This window comes from Streptomyces longisporus (assembly GCF_039532765.1).
GTDB classification, from domain to species: Bacteria; Actinomycetota; Actinomycetes; order Streptomycetales; family Streptomycetaceae; genus Streptomyces; species Streptomyces longisporus.
Genome location: NZ_BAAASG010000009.1, coordinates 319344 through 337781, shown reverse-complemented (window position 1 = coordinate 337781; position 18438 = coordinate 319344). Strand labels below are relative to the sequence as shown.

14 protein-coding genes are annotated in these 18438 nt (G+C 71.5%); 9 read left to right on the top strand and 5 right to left on the bottom strand.

The features are described 5' to 3' along the window. The first annotated feature begins 16 nt into the window (after nucleotides 1-16). A complete protein-coding gene (locus ABD355_RS20455) occupies nucleotides 17-1423 on the top strand; it encodes a glycoside hydrolase family 43 protein (RefSeq protein WP_344401925.1) in 1407 nt (468 codons plus the stop codon). Nucleotides 1424-1488: 65 nt separating this feature from the next. Here ABD355_RS20455 and ABD355_RS20450 read toward each other — a convergent pair whose 3' ends face one another. After that, nucleotides 1489-2448, bottom strand: coding sequence for an ABC transporter substrate-binding protein (locus ABD355_RS20450; protein ID WP_344401924.1), 960 nt, complete (start codon nucleotides 2446-2448; stop codon nucleotides 1489-1491). Nucleotides 2449-2712: 264 nt separating this feature from the next. Between ABD355_RS20450 and ABD355_RS20445 the strand changes: the two genes are divergently transcribed. The 4 genes from ABD355_RS20445 to ABD355_RS20430 are packed head-to-tail and all read left to right on the top strand — an operon-like array spanning nucleotide 2713 to nucleotide 7079. Beyond that, nucleotides 2713-5565: an ATP-binding protein gene (locus ABD355_RS20445; protein ID WP_344401923.1), complete on the top strand. Its 2853-nt coding sequence runs from the start codon at nucleotides 2713-2715 to the stop codon at nucleotides 5563-5565. Then, the gene (locus tag ABD355_RS20440) at nucleotides 5562-6020 is read left to right on the top strand and encodes a roadblock/LC7 domain-containing protein (protein WP_344401922.1); all 459 of its coding nucleotides are present in this window, start codon (nucleotides 5562-5564) and stop codon (nucleotides 6018-6020) included. The genes ABD355_RS20445 and ABD355_RS20440 overlap by 4 nt, the downstream gene beginning before the upstream one ends. A 53-nt stretch (nucleotides 6021-6073) precedes the next feature. Beyond that, nucleotides 6074-6490 (top strand): DUF742 domain-containing protein, encoded by a 417-nt coding sequence (locus tag ABD355_RS20435; protein WP_344401921.1) that lies wholly within the window; start codon nucleotides 6074-6076, stop codon nucleotides 6488-6490. Continuing rightward, nucleotides 6477-7079, top strand: a complete 603-nt coding sequence (locus ABD355_RS20430) for a GTP-binding protein (protein ID WP_344401920.1) — start codon at nucleotides 6477-6479, stop codon at nucleotides 7077-7079. Before ABD355_RS20435 ends, ABD355_RS20430 begins: the two co-directional genes overlap by 14 nt. Nucleotides 7080-7166: 87 nt before the next feature. On the opposite strand, the gene ABD355_RS20425 is transcribed toward ABD355_RS20430, so the two are convergent. Genes ABD355_RS20425 through ABD355_RS20415 form a run of 3 tightly spaced genes read right to left on the bottom strand, consistent with a single transcriptional unit; the run spans nucleotide 7167 to nucleotide 9681 of the window. Continuing rightward, complete coding sequence (locus tag ABD355_RS20425) at nucleotides 7167-7838, bottom strand: ABC transporter permease (RefSeq protein ID WP_344401919.1); 672 nt, start codon at nucleotides 7836-7838, stop codon at nucleotides 7167-7169. Further along, nucleotides 7835-8545, bottom strand: a complete 711-nt coding sequence (locus tag ABD355_RS20420) for an ABC transporter permease (protein ID WP_344401917.1) — start codon at nucleotides 8543-8545, stop codon at nucleotides 7835-7837. The genes ABD355_RS20425 and ABD355_RS20420 overlap by 4 nt, the downstream gene beginning before the upstream one ends. Next, entirely contained in the window at nucleotides 8542-9681 is a 1140-nt protein-coding gene (locus tag ABD355_RS20415; RefSeq protein WP_344401916.1) for an ABC transporter ATP-binding protein, read from the bottom strand. Before ABD355_RS20415 ends, ABD355_RS20420 begins: the two co-directional genes overlap by 4 nt. 208 nt (nucleotides 9682-9889) lie before the next feature. Here ABD355_RS20415 and ABD355_RS20410 point away from each other — a divergent pair, with 208 nt between their 5' ends. From ABD355_RS20410 to ABD355_RS20395, 4 genes are all read left to right on the top strand, one after another. Continuing rightward, nucleotides 9890-11902 carry an ArnT family glycosyltransferase gene (locus tag ABD355_RS20410; protein ID WP_344401915.1) on the top strand — a complete coding sequence of 671 codons (2013 nt, stop codon included), beginning with the start codon at nucleotides 9890-9892 and terminating at the stop codon, nucleotides 11900-11902. Nucleotides 11903-12048: 146 nt separating this feature from the next. Then, nucleotides 12049-13005, top strand: coding sequence for an ATP-binding cassette domain-containing protein (locus tag ABD355_RS20405; RefSeq protein ID WP_344401914.1), 957 nt, complete (start codon nucleotides 12049-12051; stop codon nucleotides 13003-13005). Next, on the top strand, nucleotides 13002-13790 hold the full coding sequence (locus tag ABD355_RS20400) for an ABC transporter permease (RefSeq protein WP_344401912.1): 789 nt from the start codon (nucleotides 13002-13004) through the stop codon (nucleotides 13788-13790). Before ABD355_RS20405 ends, ABD355_RS20400 begins: the two co-directional genes overlap by 4 nt. A gap of 35 nt (nucleotides 13791-13825) precedes the next feature. Beyond that, a complete protein-coding gene (locus tag ABD355_RS20395) occupies nucleotides 13826-15055 on the top strand; it encodes a cytochrome P450 (RefSeq protein ID WP_344401911.1) in 1230 nt (409 codons plus the stop codon). Here ABD355_RS20395 and ABD355_RS20390 read toward each other — a convergent pair. Beyond that, nucleotides 15045-18194, bottom strand: coding sequence for an ATP-binding protein (locus ABD355_RS20390; protein WP_344401910.1), 3150 nt, complete (start codon nucleotides 18192-18194; stop codon nucleotides 15045-15047). The two genes, ABD355_RS20395 and ABD355_RS20390, sit on opposite strands and share 11 nt — an antisense overlap. Nucleotides 18195-18438 lie beyond the last annotated feature (244 nt).

The window sequence follows — 18438 nt, the reverse complement described above, 5'->3', positions numbered from 1 at the left end:
TCGACCAGGCGCAGGAATGAACGCGACGCCGCACCCCGCGCACCCCCACCCCTCCCGCCGCTCCTTCCTCGGCATGGCGGCGGCCGTGCCGCTCGCCGCCACCGGTGCGCTGGCCCTGGGCGCGGGAACCGCGCGGGCCGCCACCGACTCGGCCCATGTCATGTGCTACTTCACGGAGTCGCCGGACATGCTGGCCGCCAACTACGGACTGCACCTGGCCGTCAGCCCCGACGGGCTGCAGTGGACCCCGCTGAACCAGAACAACCCGGTCGCCACCCCCACCGAGGGCTCCCTGGGCCTGCGCGACCCGTTCATCCTGCGCAAGCAGGACGGCACCTTCGTCGTCCTCGCCACCGACCTCAAGGGCACCGACTGGACGTACGTCAGCCAGTACATCCACGTCTGGGACTCCACCGACCTGCGCACCTTCACCGGTTACCGGCGGATGAAGCTGCACGACATGAACACCCACAGCTGGGCGCCCGAGGCCTACTGGGACGCGGGCCGCGGTACGTACGGCGTGATCTACTCGGCCGTGAACTCCAGCGGCCACAACGTGATCATGGTGAACTACACCAGCGACTTCGTGACCGCGGGCAGTCCGCAGGTCTTCTTCGACCCCGGCTACGACGTCATCGACGGTGACCTCGCGATCGGTGTGAACGGCGTCAACTACCTCTACTTCAAGAAGAACTCGACGCTGGTCGGCGCCCGCTCCAGCTCACTCGACCCGGGCAGCTTCAGCGCGTTCAGCACCCCCGTCTCACATGGCGGCACCGAGGCCCCGACCCTGGTCAAGTCCCTGACGTCCAGCTCCACTTGGTACCTCTGGGGCGACACCTGGTCGCCCAACGGCGTGTTCTACGCCTGGCAGACCAGCAGCCTGGCCGCGGGTACCTGGACGGCCCTCGACCAGAAGATCTACACCCAGCCGCTCAACTCCAAGCACTGCGGCATCCAGCCGATCACCTCGACCGAGTACAACAACCTGCTCGCCAAGTGGGGCACGCCCACCTGGAACCGGCTGAAGTCCTACAACTACCCGGCGCGTTACGTCCGCCACTACAACTACGTGGGGCGGATCGACGAGTACGCCTTCGACCCCTACACCGACTCCCAGTGGAAGCTGGTGCCGGGCCTCGCGGACAGCGCGGGGGTGTCCTTCCAGTCGGTCAACTACCCCACCCGCTACCTGCGCCACTACAACTACGCGCTCCAGCTCGACGTCAACGACGGCACGTCGACCTTCGCCGCGGACGCCACGTTCTACCGGACTGCCGGACTGGCCGACTCCTCCTGGGCGTCCTTCCGCTCGTACAACAACCCGACCCGCTACCTCCGCCACTCCGACTTCGTCCTGCGCATCGACCCCGTCTCGACCACCACCGACAAGCAGGACGCGACCTTCTACGTCGGCTACTGAGCGGGCCCGCGCACACGACGCGGGCGCCCCCGTGGTGGGGACGCCCGCGTCTGTTCGTCCGGGGGTCAGCCCAGGCCGGCCGACTTCAGCCAGGCCTTGGCGACGTCCAGCGGGTCCTTGTTCTCGAGCTGGACCTGGGTGTCCAGTTCGAGCAGGGACTTGGTGTCGAGCTTGGCCGAGACCGCGTTGAGCGCGGCGACGCCCTTCGAGGGCAGACCGCTCTTGTAGACGAGCGGCTGCACGTTCTCGAACCCGAAGAGGTTCTTCGGGTCCTGGAGGACCACGAACTTCTCCTTGGTGATGTTCGGGTCCGTGGTGAAGATGTCCGCGACCTGCACGGTGTTCTTCTTCAGCGCCGCCAGGGTGAGCGGGCCGCCCGCGTCGAGCGCCTTGAAGCCCTCGAACTCCAGGCCGTACACGGACTTCAGGCCGACCAGGCCCTGCTGCCGGGTCTGGAACTCCGGCGAGGCGCCGATGGTCAGGCCCTTCGCGATGCCCTTGAGGTCCGCGATGCTGGACTCGGACGTCAGCTTGTACTTGTCGGCGGTGGCCTTGTTGACCGTGACCGAGTCCTTGTCCTGCGCGGAGGCGGGGTCGAGGAGGGTCAGCTTGGAGTCCAGCTTGGCCTCGATCGCGGCGGTGGTCGCCTCGACCGTCTTCGGCGCGGCCTTGGGGTCGAGATAGGCCAGCAGGGCGCCGTTGTACTCCGGCAGCACGGTGACGGAGCCGTTCTTCAGCAGCCCGTACGTCGTCTCGCGGCTTCCGATGTTCGGCTTGTAGGTGACCTTGACACCCTTGGCCTTGAGGGCCTCGCCGTAGATGTCGGCGAGCAGGATGCTCTCAGGGAAGTTGTTCGAGCCGACGACGACGGTCTTGCCGTCGGAGCCCCCGCCCTGGAGCGGATCGGAGGACTTGCTGCCGTCGGAGGAGCCACATCCCGCCAGCAGGGCCGTGGTCGCGGCAAGCGCGACGGCCGCCGCGGGGTAGCTCCTGAGGGACCTGCTGCGTGGGCTGTTGGAAGTCACGATTCCCGTTCCGGACCTTGGGGATTGATGAGAAGCAAGCTCTGGAACTGATCCAATCCAGCCTGTTCTTACTCAGTCAAGAGCAGCCGGGTCACCAATTGGCGTCGATGCGTGATCAGTTGTGAATTCTGTGTAAACGGGCGGAGGCGGAACCGGAGGCTCTTTGTAATGGATTCTTGACTAAGGGCAACGTGCTTGATCGTTCAATGAGGCGATAGTCTCCACGCAGTTGGCGATCAGAATCGGTCAAATAGAGGAGGCCCGGTGGGCGGCATACGGGGCTTCGCCGACCGGTGGTCGTTCCGGCGCAAGCTCAACCTCCTGGTCGGTGTCCCCCTGGCGGTCGTGGCCGCCCTGCTCTCCTATCTCATCGCCGGACAGGTGGGCCAGGCGCGGGACGCGGCGTCCGCGGCGGACCTCGTGCGCAACAGCGAACAGGTGGCGTCGCTGGTCAACGACCTGGAGAGCGAGCACCAGCTGGCGATCCTGCTGTCCGTGCGCTACGAGGCGGGAGGCCGGGGCGTCCAGGCCACGCTCACCGCCTACCGCAAGGCGCAGGACGCGGTCGACACGCAGATCGCACAGGTGCGCCGGACCTTCGGCGACGCGCTGCCGGACGGCGAGGCGCAGGCGCTGAAGGAGGTCGAGGGCCTCACCAGCCTGCGCGGGACGGTCGAGCAGAGCTATCTGCCCGCCAGCAACATCGACCCCGCCTACGACAACGCCGCCAGGACCGTGATCGACGGTCTGGGCCTCGACCGCAACGCGGAGCTTGCGGCCACCTTCACCGGCAACCTCCTCGACTCGCTGCTGCGTGCGGACGCCGCGCACGGCTCCTTCGAGACCGGCGTGTTCTCCGCGACGACCGGTGACACGAACGCGCAGATCGAGTTCACGACCGCGGTGGGCGCGTACCAGCTCTACACCAGCCAGGCCGAACGCTTCTCCCGGTTCGCCACCGAGCAGCAGGCCGACGAGCTCGCCGCCATCGAGCACACCGCCGCCCAGCGGGACATCGCCCAGGCCTACGCCGAGCTGCAGGTGGCCCCCAGCACCCTGCAGGCCACCACGCCGACGGAGATCAAGGCCGCGTTCCAGGACGCCCTGAGCGACTACCCCGCCTACCCGGAGCAGGCCGCGGCCCGGCTGAAGATCACCTCGTCCCTCATCGACCAGATCGCCGACGGCGCCGACCACGCCTCCACCGAGGCCTGGTGGCGCGCGGGTCTGCTGCTGGCCGCGGCGCTGCTCGGCTTCGTCCTGTGGCTCGCGTTCTCGGTGCTGGTGCGCCGCTCAGTGGTCGGGCCGGTGCAGGCCCTCACCGGCGCCGCGCGGGAGGTCGCCGAGGTGGCGGGCCGGGAACTGGCCCGGGTGGCCGACGACGACGCCGAGGACGACAGCCCGCCGAAGCTGCGCGAGATGCCGGTCACCGCGGACGACGAGATCGGTGAGCTGGCCGAGGTGATCAACCGCGTGCAGACCACCGCGATCGCGTTGCTGGAGCGGCAGGTGCTCAGCCGCCGCAACGTCGCCGAGATGTTCGGCAACGTGGGCCGCCGGGTCAGCAACCTGACAACCCGTCAACTCGCGCTGATCGACGCGGTGGAGCGGGGCGAGACGGACCCGGCCCTCCTCGAACGCCTCTACTCCATCGACCACATCGCCGTCCGTCTGCGCCGCAACGCCGACAGCCTGATGCTGCTGGCCGGCATCCGCGAGACGGTCCTCGACTCCGGGCCCACCGCCCTCACCAACGTCGTACGCGCCGCGCTCGGACAGATCGAGGGCTTCCAGCGGGTACGGCTGCATGCGCGCACCGAGGTCATGGTGGAGCCCGACATCATCGGCGACCTGACGCTGATGGTGGCCGAACTCCTGGAGAACGCCGTGTCGTTCTCCCCCGCGGACAGTCCGGTCGAGGTGTACGTACGGAACACCTCCGGCGAGGAAGCAGCCCTCTCGGGCGGTGCCTCCATCGTCATCTCCGACCACGGCCTCGGCATGAGCGCCGAGCGGCTCGCCGAGGAGAACGCCCGGCTGATCCGCCGCGAACGCCTCGACGTGGTGCCGACGAAGGTGCTCGGCCTGTTCGTGGTCGGCACCCTGGCGCGCCGCTGGGACGTCAGCGTCCTGCTCTCCCGCACACCGGGCGGCGGCATGACGGCGGAGGTGACGGTGCCGTCGTCACTGCTGCTGACGATGAGCCCGGTCGGGCCCACGGCGGACCGGGGCGAGGTGCCGGCGGGGCGGGCGGCCGCTGAACTGCCGCTGCCCGGCGCCGTCTCCGGCCCGCGCCGGTCCGCCGCCACCGAAGCCGCCGCAACGCCGACCGACACCGCGCGCCCCGGCGGTCCGCTCCCGCGCCGGGTGCCCCGCCGGGAAGCGGACCCTGCCGAGACTGCGCTCGCGACCGGCGCGGCTTCGGGCGGAGCATCCACCGCACCCGGGCCGGGCCCGGCCTCGGACCCGGCAGCGGACGCGACACCGAGCGCACCCACGCCGAACACGGCAGACGAGGCGACGCCCGCACCTGCGCCGAGCGGGGCCGCGGACGCGGCGCCGAGCGCACCCGCGGCGGGCACCACGACGGACGCGGCACCGACCGCACCGGACGCCACCCGCACCGCACCGGTCACGGGCACGACCGCGGACGCGGCACCGACCGCACCCGTGTCGGACACGGCGTCGGCGATGCCCGTCCCGGGTGCCGGCTCCCCGTCCGGTTCCGGGCAAGTCCTCCGTAACGAGGCGTTCAGCGACGTGAGCCACTCCCGGTCCGAGGACACAACACCCGCCCGTTCTCCGGGCGTTGGCCCGGAGGTATCGTCTCTCCAGGTCACCCCCGGCGGGACCGGCCGAGCGCCCCTGGGGGACGGCTCCTCGCGGCCCCTGCGTCGCCGCGTCCGCGGTGCCACTCTCCGTACGACCGTCGACGCCGCTGCCCAGCAGGCGGCACGGCAGGCCCCCCGGCTCGCCGATGCCGACGCCGTGCGGGACGCGCTCGACGAGTTCGAGGCGGCCGTGGAGCGCGCGCACCGCGACAGCGCCCCCGGCAGCCGGCCCGCGACCCCCGACCCGCACGACGAGAAGCACCTCCCGGAAGGAGCCGAGCAGTGAGTACGCCGACTGGCGCCACGCCCGCCGAACTGCAGGCCGCCGCAGCCGACTTCACCTGGCTGCTCAACCGTTTCGCGACGGAGACCGCGGGCGTCGTCGACGCCATCGCGGTCTCGTCCGACGGACTGCTCATCGCCGTGTCCGAGCTGCGCGAACCCGCCGACTCGGAGCGGCTCGCCGCGATCGTCTCCGGCATCACCAGCCTGGCCGCCGGCGCGTCCGGCAACTACGGCCTGGGCGCACTCAACAAGGTCATCATCGACCTGGAGGGCGGCCATGTCCTGGTCTCCGCGATCGGCAGCGGCGCCGTGCTCGGCGTCGTCACCGACAAGGAGGCCAAGCTGGGCAACATCGCCTACGAGATGACCCTGTTCGCCAACCGGGCCGGCAGCGCCCTCAACCCGCAGCTCGTGCTCCAGCTCAAGAACAGCGTCGGCGCCGCGTCGGCACGCTGACCGCCACCCGGACCCGGGTTCCACGGGCCCGGTCGAGGAGAAAGACTTCACCCATGGCGGACGGCTCCCCACCTCCGGGCCCGGACCCGGTCGGTCCGGCCCCCGCCGTACGGCCGTTCCTGGTCACCGCCGGCCGGGTGGCGCCGACGGCGTCCGGCAGGCCGATGCCGGTCGAGACCCAGGTGGTGGCCACCGCCGAGGGCCTCGCCGTCCTCGACGGGCTCTCCTTCGAGCAGCACGACATCGTCGCCGCCTGCCGGCTGCCGCAGTCCGTCGCGGAACTGGCGGCCCGGCTGCGGCTGCACCTCAACGTCGTGCGGGTCCTCGCCGAGGATCTGCGCGCCGCCGGGCATCTGGCGGTGTACGTGCCCGACGTCGACGTCACCCACGACGCATCCGTCCTGCGCAGGGTGATCGATGGCCTGCGCGCCATCCCGAACTCCCGAGGGGTACTGCGTGACACCGACTGAACCGGCCACCCTCGCCCCGGCCGACCAGGGGGCCGCCGTACGACCGCCGCTGCCGGTCAAGATGGTGATCGCGGGCGGTTTCGGCGTGGGCAAGACCACCGCCGTGGGTGCGATCTCCGAGATCGAGCCGCTGACCACCGAGGCCGCCATCACGGAGGTCGCGGCGGGCGTGGACGACCTCAGCCACACCCCGCGCAAGACCACGACCACGGTGGCGATGGACTTCGGGTGCATCACCATCGACCCGACGCTGAAGCTGTATCTGTTCGGCACGCCCGGGCAGGAGCGGTTCGGGTTCATGTGGGACGACATCGTGGAGGGCGCGGTCGGCGGCCTGGTCATCGTCGACACCCGCCGTCTCGACGACTGCTACGCCGCCGTCGACTACTTCGAGCACCGCCGGATCCCGTTCGCCGTCGCCGTCAACGCCTTCGACGGGAAGGTCGAGCACGGCCTGGACGAGGTCCGTTGGGCGCTTGATGTCTCCGACGGTGTGCCGGTGGTGGTGTTCGACGCCCGGGAGCGGGGGTCTGTGCGGGATGCCCTGTTGGTTGTGCTGGAGCTTGCGCTGGCGCGCACCGGGGGCTGAGGCCCCCACGGTCCCTGCTCGGCTGCGGGTCGGTGGGGGCTGTTCGCGCCCCGCGGCGGAGCCGCCGATCGATACAGCCCCGCGCCCCTAACCGGCGCTTCTGCGGACGCCCCGCGACACTGTGAACCGCGCTACCAGCCCGAAGAAGCCCAGCGTCAGCAGTGCCAGAACCGCCACCAGCGTCGCCCCGCCCACCACCTTCTCGTAGTTGCGCTGGTAGAGGCCGTCCACGATGTACCGGCCGAGGCCGCCCAGCGAGACGTACGCGGCGATGGTGGCCGTCGACACGATCTGGATGGCTGCCGAGCGCAGGCCGCTGAGGATCAGGGGGAGGGCGACCGGGAGTTCGACCTGGAAGAGGATGCGCGGCTCGGCCATGCCCATGCCGCGGGCCGCGTCCACCGGGGACGGGTCGACGGAGCGCACCGCCTCGTAGGTGGTGACGAGGATCGGCGGAACGGCGAGAACGACCAGCGGGATCATCACCGGCGTCAGACCGAGCCCGAGCAGCACGAACATCAGCACAAGGAGGCCGAAGCTGGGCAGGGCCCGGCCCGCGGTGGCGACGAACGCCACGGTGTTGCCGCCGCGCCCGGTGTGCCCGGTGAGCAGGCCGACCGGCAGGCCGATCGCGGCGGCGATGGCGAGCGCGGTGAGCGAGTACTGGAGGTGTTCGCGCAGCCGGGTGGGGATGCCGTCGTAGCCGTGCCAGTGGGCGCTGTCGCTGAAGAAGGCGTTGATGAAGTGGAGGACGTTCATCGGACGGCGTCCTCCAGTGCGGCCTGCATCGGTTCGGGTTCGTCGACGGGACGGGGTTTGCGGGTGCCGCGCGGCATCCAGGGCGTCACGAGGACGCGCACGAGGACCAGCAGGGCGTCCGCGAGGATGGCGAGGACGGCCGTGCCGATGACGGACAGCCAGACCAGGCGCGGCTGGTGGTAGATCATGCCGTCGTTGAGCAGATTGCCCAGGCCGCCCTGGTTGCCGATCAGCATGCCGACGCTGACCAGGGAGATGCTGGAGACGGTCGCGACCCGCAGCCCGGCGATGATCGCGGGCGCCGCGATCGGCAACTGGACCTGGAAGTAGCGGCGTACGGGCCCGAGGCCCATCGCCGTGGCCGCGTCCATGGTCTCCTGCGGCACGGACCGGACGCCGTCCACGATCGCCGGGACGAACACCACCAGGCTGTAGATGCCCAGCGGGATCATCACCGTCGTCTCGGTCTGGCCGGTGTAGTCGATGAGGACGACGAAGAAGGCGAGCGAGGGGACCGCGTACAGGATCGTGGTCACCCACAGCACGGGCGGGTACAGCCAGCGCAGCCGCACGCACAGCTGGGCGATGGGCAGCGCCACGACCAGTCCGGCCACGACGGGGATCAGCGCCTCGCGCAGATGCAGCCCGACCAGACCCCAGTAGGTGTTCTGCAGGTCGCTCGGGATGTCGAAGAAGCCGCCGCTCATCCCGCGACCTTCGCGTCGTCCGCGGCGCCGGCGCCCTCGGCGTGGGCGGTGCGGATGGCCTCGCCGATCGTCTGTTGCGAGACCACGCCCGCGACGCGGCCGTCGGCGCCCACCGCGACGGCCCATCCGGTGGGCGAGAGCACGGCGCAGTCGAGCGCGGCGCGCAGCGAGTCCTTGCCCTGCTCGAAGGGGCGCCCGTGGGAGAGGAGTCGGGCGGGGTCGACGGCTCCCGCGGTCAGGGCGCCCGGCTCGCTCCAGCCGAGCGGCCTGCCGTCCACATCGGTGACCAGCAGATACGGCGCGCCGTTCGCGCTGCGTTCGGCGATCTGCTCGGCGGTGGCGTCGACGGCGACCACGGGGGTGGTCAGCAGGTCGAGCCCGGCGGAGGAGAAGAACGACAGCCGCCGGATGCCGCGGTCCGCGCCGAGGAAGTCCTCGACGAACGCGTCCGCGGGGTCGGACAGCAACTCGGCGGGCGGCGCGAACTGGGCGAGGTGTCCGCCGGTGCGCATCACGGCGACCATGGTGCCGATCTTGACGGCCTCGTCGATGTCGTGGGTGACGAAGACGATGGTCTTGCCCAACTCCTCCTGTATGCGGAGCAGTTCGTCCTGCAGGCCCTTGCGCACCACCGGGTCGACGGCCGAGAACGGCTCGTCCATCAGCAGCACCGGCGGATCCGCGGCCAGTGCCCGCGCCACGCCGACGCGCTGCTGCTGGCCACCGGACAGCTGGTACGGGTAGCGCTTGGCGAGCGCGCCGTCCAGTCCGACCCGCTCCATCAGCTCCCGGGCCCGCGCCCGCGCCTTGTCCTTGCTCCAGCCGAGCAGCCGGGGCACGGTGGCGATGTTGTCGACGATGGTGCGGTGCTGGAAGAGGCCGGCGTTCTGGATGACGTAACCCATGGACCGCCGCAGGGTGTTGACCGGCTGCTGGGTGATGTCCTTGCCGTCGAGGGTGATCGTGCCCTCGCTGGGCTCGATCATCCGGTTGATCATGCGCAGGGTCGTCGTCTTGCCGCAGCCCGACGGTCCGACGAAGACGGTGATCGAGCGGTCGGGTATCTCCAGGGAGAGGTTGTCGACCGCGACCGTACCGTCGGGGTAGCGCTTGGTGACTGAATCTATGCGTATCAAGACGCCGAACACCCTTCGGTCTGGGCCGTTGCAGGCAGAGTCTAGACCGCTTGTGTTTCGCGTTTCCTTCGGGAGTTTGGCCGGATCCGGCCCCAGCCTCGGTGTCGGCCCTCATCCGGCTGTGCCCGGCCTGTGAGTGCGCTGATTCTCACCCCCCGCTCAGCACGCGCTCAGTGATCCCACAGACACGGCCCCGATGGTCATGGGCATGAACGAGACGACCCTCGCCCCGCCCCCCGCGCCCGCCCGGGAGGGCAGGCACCGGGCCGCCACCCCGCCCATAGCGTCCCGTGCCGGAAGGCTGTTCGCCGGCGCTCCCGAGGACCCGCGCTGGGCCCGCCCGGCCCTGTGGGCGATCCTGGTCCTGGCCACGGCCCTGTACGCCTGGAACCTGTCCTCCCTCACCGGCAACACCTTCTACGACGCGGCCGTGTACTCCGGCACGAAGAGCTGGAAGGCGTTCTTCTTCGGTGCCCTGGACTCCGGCAGCTTCATCACGGTCGACAAGCCGCCGTTCGCGCTGTGGGTGATGGGTCTGTCGGCCCGGGTTTTCGGCTATGGCACCTGGCAGTTGATGCTGCCGATGGTGGCCGTCGCAACGGGCTCGGTGGCCCTGCTGTACCGGCTGGTCAAGCGGGACTTCGGAGTGGTGGCCGGCACGATCGCCGCGCTCACGCTCACCCTCACTCCGATCACGGTCGCCATCAACCGTGACACCAACCCGGACCCGATCCTGGTCTTCCTGATGCTGCTGGGCGCGGCCGCGCTGCTGAAGGCCGTGCGCACCGGCCGGCTGCTGCCGCTGGTGTGGTCCGGCGTCGCGATCGGCTTCGCCTTCAACACGAAGATGATGCAGGCCTACGTCGTGCTGCCCGCGTTCTTCCTGGTCCATCTGTGGGCGGCGAACGTCTCGCTGGGCCGCCGCATCCGCAACCTGGCCGTCGGCACGGTGGCGCTGGTGGTCTCCAGTGCCTGGTGGATGGTGGTCGTCGACCTGATTCCGGCCGCGGACCGGCCGTACATCGGCGGTTCGACGGACAACACCGTCTGGGATCTGGTCATCGGCTACAACGGCTTCGGCCGTATCTTCGGGGCGAGTTCGTCGGTGGGCTCGCAGGGCAACGGCGCGAGCTTCGGCGGCAGCGCGAGCGTCTACCGGATGTTCAACGACATCATGGGCGGCCAGATCTCCTGGCTGATCCCCTTCGCCGCGATCGCCCTGACCGGGGGGCTGGTGCTGTGCGGGCGGGCGCCGCGCACGGACGCCAGGCGGGCGGCGCTGATGCTCTGGGGCGGCTGGTTCGTCCTGCACTACCTGACCTTCTCGCTGGCCGAGGGCACCTTCCACCCGTACTACGTCACCGCCATGGCCCCGGGCATCGCGGCGCTGGCCGGTGCGGGCGGAGTCATGCTGTACGGCGCCTTCAAGGAGGGACCGGTCGCCAGGTGGGGCTGGGTGCTGCCGGGTGCGGTCGCGGTCAGCGCGGTCTGGGCGGTGGTCCTGCTGCAACGGGTCTCCGGTTCCGGCACGCTCTACACGGTCGCGGAGATCGTCGTCGGCCTCGCGGGTGCGGCAGCCGTACTCGGTCTGCTGGTCGGACGGTTCATGCAGCGGCAGAAGCCGGCCGGCTTCGCGGCGGCGGTCGCGATCGTGGCCCTGCTCGCCGGGCCCGCCGCGTACTCCGCCTCCGCGGCGACGACCGCGAGCAGCAACGGCACCAACCCGACGGCCGGGCCCAACACCGGGGGCGGCATGGGCGGCGGTCCGGGCGGTGCGCCGAGCAGGAGCGGCAGCAAGCGCAGCGGGAACCCGCCGAGCGGCTCCGGAAGCCCCGCCGGCCAGTCCATGGGGCAGCCGCCCTCCGGCATGGGCGGCGGCATGGGCGGTCAGGTCGGCTCCGCGATGATCACGTATCTGAAGAAGCACCAGGACGGCGCCAGCTGGCTGGTGGCGGTGGCCACGGACCAGACCGCGTCCTCGATCATCCTCGAGTCCGGTCAGCCGGTGATCTCCATGGGCGGCTGGTCCGGCAGTGACAACGCGATGACCCTCGCCAGGCTCAAGAGCCTGGTCACGTCGGGCGAGCTGCACTACATCGTCGTGAGCAGCAACGGCGGCCAGTCCACCAACTCCGAGATCGCCACCTGGGTCAAGAAGCACGGTACGGCCGTGAGCGCCTACAGCGGCCTCTACCGCCTGGACGCCGCCGACGTCAGCTGACCCCCGCACCCCCAACCCCCAGCGGGCGGGCCGCCGGACTCCCCTACCGGCGGCCCGCCCTTTCCCCTGCCCGGGTTTCAGTCCCTCCGCCCCGCTGAAACCGCCGTGAAGCCACGCTGAATCCGGCGTCCCGCACGCTCTGCGGCATGAACCCGACGACACCAGCGGCCATCGAGGCCACCGGCCTCAGCAAGGCATACGGCGACAAGGTCGTCCTCGACGGCATCGACCTGCATGTCCCGCGCGGCACCGTCTTCGCGCTGCTCGGCCCGAACGGAGCCGGCAAGACCACCACCGTCCAGATCCTCTCCACCCTGATCCGCGCCGACGGCGGCGAGGCCCGGGTCGCCGGTCACGGTGTCGCCGCCGCACCGCAGTCCGTAAGGGCCGCGATCGGCGTCACCGGGCAGTTCTCCGCCGTCGACAACCTGATCACCGGCGAGGAGAACATGGCGCTCATGGCGGACCTGCACCACCTCCCCCGCCCCGAGGGCAGGCGCATCTGCGCCGAACTCCTGGAGCGCTTCGACCTGTCGGAGGCGGCGAAGAAGCCCGCCGCCACCTACTCCGGCGGTATGCGACGGCGCCTGGACATCGCGATGACGCTGGTCGGCTCCCCCGAGGTGATCTTTCTCGACGAGCCGACCACCGGTCTCGACCCGCGCTCCCGGCACACCATGTGGCAGATCATCCGCGAGCTCGTCGACGGCGGAGTCACCGTCTTCCTCACCACGCAGTACCTGGAGGAGGCCGATCAGCTCGCCGACCGCATCGCGGTGTTGAACGGCGGCCGGATCGTCGCCGAGGGCACGCCGGACGAGCTCAAGCGTCTGGTCCCCGGCGGCCATGTCCGGCTCCGGTTCCTCGACCCCGCTCAACTCGCCCGCGCCGCCCAGGTATGGGGCGCAGGTCTGCGCGACGACGAGGCGCTGACCCTCCAGGTCCCCGGAGACGGCAGCGTGCACACCCTGCGTGCCCTGCTCGACGCACTCGACAGTGCCTGCGTCGACGTCGACTCCCTGACCGTGCACACCCCCGACCTCGACGACGTCTTCTTCGCGGTCACCGACCGCCCCGAGAACGAGAAGGTGCAGGCCCGATGACCACCGCCGCCCCGCACGTCCGCGACTCGCTCACCATGCTGCGGCGCAATCTGCTGCACGCCCGCCGCTACCCCTCGATGACGCTCCAGGTCGCGCTCATCCCCGTCTTTCTGCTGCTCCTGTTCGTGTACGTCTTCGGTTCGGCGCTCGGCGCCGGAATCGGCCAGGGCGGCGGCCGTACCGCGTATCTCGCCTATCTCGTCCCCGGCATCCTGCTGATGACCGCGGGCACCGGAAGCGTGCCGACGGCGGTCGCCGTGTGCACGGACATGACCGAGGGCATCGTGGCCCGCTTCCGCACGATGGCGATCTCCCGGGCGTCGATCCTGGTCGGCCATGTGGTCGGCAGTGTCATCCAGACAGTGATCAACCTGGTCCTGGTGACCGTCGTCGCCCTCGCCATCGGCTTCCGTCCCGACGCAAGTCCCCTGGAGTGGCTGGCGGCCGGCGGGCTGCTCGTGCTCTTCGTCCTCGGCCTGACCTGGCTTTCGGTCGCCCTCGGACTGATCAGCAGGACCCCGGAGGGGGCCAGCAACGCCCCGCTGCCGATCTCCTTCCTGCTGCCCTTCGTCAGCAGCACCTTCGTGCCGGTCGACTCGATGCCGTCCTGGATCCGCTGGTTCGCCGAGTACCAGCCGTTCACCACGGTCATCGAGACCGTGCGCGGGCTGCTGACCGGCACGGGGATCGGGCACAACGGCTGGATGGCGGTGGCGTGGAGCGTGGGGATCGCGGTCCTCGGGTTCCTCTGGTCGCTCCGCCTCTTCGACCGCGACCCCAGCTGAGCCGACCTCACCAACTACCTGGAAAGGCAACCGAGATGACCAGCGAGACCCCCGTTCACCTCACCCCCGAGCTCGTCGAGAACCCCGTCGGCGCCTACACCGCCCTGCGCACCCGCCCCGGCCTCGGCCATGTCGTCCTCCCCGGCCTGGACACCGCCGTACGGCTCGTCACCCGTCACGAGGACGTGAAGGCCGCGCTCACCGAACCGCGTCTGGTCCGGGACCGCTCGACGATCCCCGACGCCGCAATGCCGGACCCGCAGGCCGAGCTGCTGACCCAGGGCGCCGACGGCCTGCCGCCCGAGTACGCGCAGTACCTCTCGGGCCACCTGGCACTCTTCGACGGCGACGAGCACACCAGACGCCGCAACCCGCTCACCCGCGCCTTCACCGCCCGCCGGGTCGCCGCGCTCCGCCCCTTCGTGGAGAAGACCGCACGGCAGCTGATCGAGACCCTTGCCGAGCGCGAACAGGCCGATCTGCTGGGCGAGTTCGCCTATCCGCTGAGCACGGCGGTCATCTGCGCGCTCGTCGGCGTGGACGCGGCCGACCAGGACAAGGTCTGCGGCTGGATCCGGGACTTCGCCCACGGCGACGGCAGCCGCGCCCTCGAAGGGCTCGGCGGTGTCGTGCAGTACACCAAGGAGCTGGTGGCCCGGCGGCGCGCGGAGCCCGCGGACGACCTGGTGTCGGCGCTGCTGGCGGACGGCGGGATGACCGACGACGAGATCGTCACCGTCTTCTTCCTGCTGATCAACACCGGGATCACCCCACCCGCCCTGTTCCTCGCGCACGCCGTCCTCGCCCTGCTCGACCACCCGGACCAGCTGGAGCGGCTGCGCGCCGAGCCCGAGCTGCTGGGCCGGGCGGTCCCCGAGCTCCTGCGGTACGTCACCCTGGTGCGGATGGGGGCCACGCTGTACGCCACCGAGGACTTCGTGTTCGCCGGCACCCGGCTGCGCAAGGGCGAGGCGGTGACGGTCGGGCTGTTCGCCGCGGACCACGACCCGGCCGCCTATGACGCCCCCGAACGTCTCGACGTGACAAGGGAGTTCGGCCGCGGGGACGGACACCTGGCGTTCGGGCACGGCCCGCACTACTGCATCGGCGCGGCGCTCGGCCGGCTGGTGACGGGCGTCGTGTTCGAGGAGCTTGTGATACGGCGGCCGACGGCACCGGAGCTCGCCGTGGACCGCGCCGACGTGCGGTTCGGGCACTGGCCCGGCGACGGCTTCCATCTGCTGAGCCTGCCGGTCAGGCTGTGACCCCGGCCCGCAGCAGGCCGAGTGCGACCTCGCGCAACCCGTCCCCGTCCAGGGCGGCGTACGTGGACACCGCGTCCTCGTACGCCGCCTTGTCGGCGTTTCGGGCGGCCTCGCGGGCGCGCGCCGAGGACATGGTCGGCTGGAAGTTGCGCAGGGCGCGGAAGCGTTCGGCGAGGGCGGTCAGCCGCGCCCCGCGCTCGCTGTCGCCGTCCGCCAGGGCGACCGTGGCCAGGGCGAGCAGCATGGCGCCGCACACCGGGTACTCGACGGTGACGTGGTGCGGGGCCGGCCCGGGGCGGGTCAGCAGGGTGGTGAGGCGGCCGGGCAGCGCCGCGGCCAGGGGAGCCACCAGGTCGGTGCGGGCGTGCCGGGCGTGCGCGACGAGGGCGACCGACTGGAGCTCCAGCACCCAGCCCTCCCTGAGGAGTTCGTCGCCGAAGACCGGGGCCGCGCGGCCGTTCTGCAGCCGTTCCAGGGCCCGGCGCCACAACCCGAGCCCGGTCTCGGTGTCGCCTCGCGCGAGGGCCAGCTCGGCGCGGGCGCCCAGGTCGGGGGTGAAGGCGTCGGAGGCGGTGGCCTCAGGCTGGTGCCGCAGCGCCTCCTCCAGCCAGTGTTCGGCGGTGTCCAGGTCGCCGGTCTGCAGATGGGCGAGCATCAGCCCCCACCGCATGCCGATCGCGTCGTTCCATTCGCCGAGGTTCTCCAGGGCGTCCAGCGCCGCCCGCAGATGGACCAGGGCCTCGGCGCCGCGCTCGGTCTGCAGGCAGAGTTCGGCGAGCCGGGAGGCGGGCCAGATCCGCAGCAGCGGGATGCCCCGGTCACCGAGCAGCTCGACCATACGGCGGGCGGCGGCGAGGGCGAGGTCCGGCCGTTGCTCGCTCTCCCACACGTAGCTCGCCACGCAGTGGGCGACGCCCGCGAGCAACGGCTGCTCCGCGTCGCACAGTTCGGCCAGCGCGTCCCGGTCGGTCAGCACCTGCGGGAAGGACCGCAGCACCGCCGCCACGGCCCGTACCAGGGTGTCCGGCTCGGCGGGCGGCAGTCGGCGCAGGGTGACCAGGGTGCGTACGGCACCCGGCCCGACGCCGAGGAAGAGGTTGGCGGCCAGCAGAGCGGCGGCGGTGCGGGTCGGCTCCACGTATGTGGGGCCGGGCCGGTAGTGGGAGAGCGGCCGGGAGCAGTCCTCGGTGAGGGCGATCAGCCGCGGGTAGTTGGCCTCCGTGGTCCACAGGGCGCCGAGTACGGCGGTGACCGCGGCGACGGTGTCGAGGTCCTCTCGGGCGAGGGCGAGCCGCAGCGCGTGGACGAGGTTGTCCTGCTCGGCACGGATCAGCTGCCAGGAGGCGAAGGGATCGGCGCCGAACGGGGCGTCGTGGTGGACGACCCCGAAGTCTCTCGCCCAGCCGAGGAACCGCTCGGTGACGGCGGCCTCCTCGCCGGTCCGCTCCCGGTGGGCGGCGGCGAACTCCCGTACCGTCTCCAGCATCCGGAAGCGGGTGCCGTACGAGGTGTCGGTCACCTTGAGCAGCGACTGGTCGACGAGATCCGCCAGGGCCTCCAACGCGTCGAAGCCGCCGACGAGTTGCTCCGCGGCGTCGGCGGTGAAGCCGTCCGGGAAGACGGACAGCGCGCGCAGGGCACACTGCCCCTGCGCGTCGAGGAGGTTCCAGCTCCAGTCGACGACGGCGTGCAGGGTGCGGTGGCGCTGCGGGGTGTCGCGGGGGCCGCCGCGCAGCAGCGCGAAGCGGTCCTCCAGGCGGCGGGCGATCTCGGCGACCGACATCACCCGCACACGGGCGGCGGCGAGTTCGGCGGCCAGCGGCAGGCCGTCGAGGCGGCGGCAGAGGGCGGCCACGGTGTCGGCGGGCAGTTCGACGTCGGGACGGGCGGCCCGGGCCCGCTGCTCGAACAGCTCGACGGTGGTGGCGAGGTCCAGTTCGGGCAGGGGGTAGACGGTCTCGGAGGTCAGGCCGAGCGGGGCGCGGCTGGTGGTGAGGACGCGCAGGTCCCTCGTCCGCGACACCAGTGCCTGCACGAGGTCGGCGACCCCGCGGACCACCTGCTCGCAGTTGTCCAGGACGAGCAGCGCGGGCCCGGAGCCCAGGGCGGCCGCGATGCCGGCGATCACCTCGCCACCCGCGGTGGGCCGCAGACTCTCGCCGACGCCCAGCGCGGAGGCGACCTCGGCGGCGACGTCGGCGTCCTGGCGGACACCGGCGAGCGGCACCAGGTGCACCACGCGCTGCTCGGCGTCCCGGGCGACGGCGCTTGCGAGGCGGGTCTTGCCGAGGCCGCCGGGCCCGACGACCGAGGTGACGCGGGCACCGTGCAGCAGCCGGGTGACGGCGGCGACAGCGGCGTCCCGGCCGAGGAGGGGGTTGGGCTCGTGCGGAACCCCGCGCCGCACGACGGGTGCCTCGCCCCGCAGCAGTTCCTGGTGGAGTTCCTGGAGGGCGGGCCCGGGGTCGGTGCCGAGTTCCTCGCGCAGGCGGCGCCGGTGGGCGTCGTATGTGGCCAGGGCGGCGGCAGGACCCTCGGCGGCCGTCCGGCAGCGCATCAGCTCCAGGAGCAGTTCCTCGTCGTGGGGCCGCTCGGCGGCCAGTTCGGCGAGCGGGCCGAGGGCCTCGTCCCGGCGGCCGGTGCGGGCGAGGGAGAGTGCGCGGCAGCGGACGAGCGCGCGGTGGGTCACGGCCCGCTCGGCGCGCAGTTCCCCGACGGGATCGCCGAAGGTGCCCGCCACGTCGGCCGGGGTGCCGTCCCACAGTCCGAGCCCCTCCTCCGCCTCGGCGAGGGCGCCCGCGTGGTCCCCGGCCCGGGCCTTCTCGGCGCAGGCGGCGGCGAACAGCAGGACGGCGGAGGTGTCGACCTGGTCCTCGCGCAGGGCGAGCCGGTAACCGGTCGGGGTACTGGTGATGAGCTCGGCGCCGAGCTGACGGCGGGCCCTCGACACCAGGATCTGCAACGCCTTGACCGGGTTCTCGGGCTGCTCGTCCGGCCACAGCCCGTCGACCAGCCGCCCGGCACCGCACCCCGCCCGCAACTCCCCCGCCAGCAGCGCGAGCAGCCCCCGCAGCCGGGGCGCGGTGATCTCCTGCCCCCGGTGGGCGACGGACGACAGCAGCGTCAACTCGATGGTCACCGCGCCAGGTTAGTCAGGCACGGGCGACTCGCGAACCGTGGGAAAAAGCCGACCGCCCGAAACATCGTCCGGCACTCCACCGTCGGCACCACACGCTGCTGCGACCGCGGCGGCCCACGCGATGCCCGGCACGCCCAGCGCGAACGCCGCCATCGCGAGCGAGTCGGTCAGTGTGGCGGCCACGGCCGACGGACGACAGCAGCGTCAACTCGATGGTCACCGCGCCAGGTTAGTCAGGCACGGG

What these genes read in the sequence shown, in the direction of transcription:
- ABD355_RS20455 (WP_344401925.1), top strand. Translation starts at nt 17, where the DNA reads ATGAACGCGACGCCGCACCCCGCGCACCCCCACCCCTCCCGCCGCTCC.
- ABD355_RS20435 (WP_344401921.1), top strand. Translation starts at nt 6,074, where the DNA reads ATGGCGGACGGCTCCCCACCTCCGGGCCCGGACCCGGTCGGTCCGGCC.
- ABD355_RS20425 (WP_344401919.1), bottom strand. Translation starts at nt 7,838, where the DNA reads ATGAACGTCCTCCACTTCATCAACGCCTTCTTCAGCGACAGCGCCCAC.
- ABD355_RS20420 (WP_344401917.1), bottom strand. Translation starts at nt 8,545, where the DNA reads ATGAGCGGCGGCTTCTTCGACATCCCGAGCGACCTGCAGAACACCTAC.
- ABD355_RS20410 (WP_344401915.1), top strand. Translation starts at nt 9,890, where the DNA reads ATGAACGAGACGACCCTCGCCCCGCCCCCCGCGCCCGCCCGGGAGGGC.
- ABD355_RS20405 (WP_344401914.1), top strand. Translation starts at nt 12,049, where the DNA reads ATGAACCCGACGACACCAGCGGCCATCGAGGCCACCGGCCTCAGCAAG.
- ABD355_RS20400 (WP_344401912.1), top strand. Translation starts at nt 13,002, where the DNA reads ATGACCACCGCCGCCCCGCACGTCCGCGACTCGCTCACCATGCTGCGG.
- ABD355_RS20395 (WP_344401911.1), top strand. Translation starts at nt 13,826, where the DNA reads ATGACCAGCGAGACCCCCGTTCACCTCACCCCCGAGCTCGTCGAGAAC.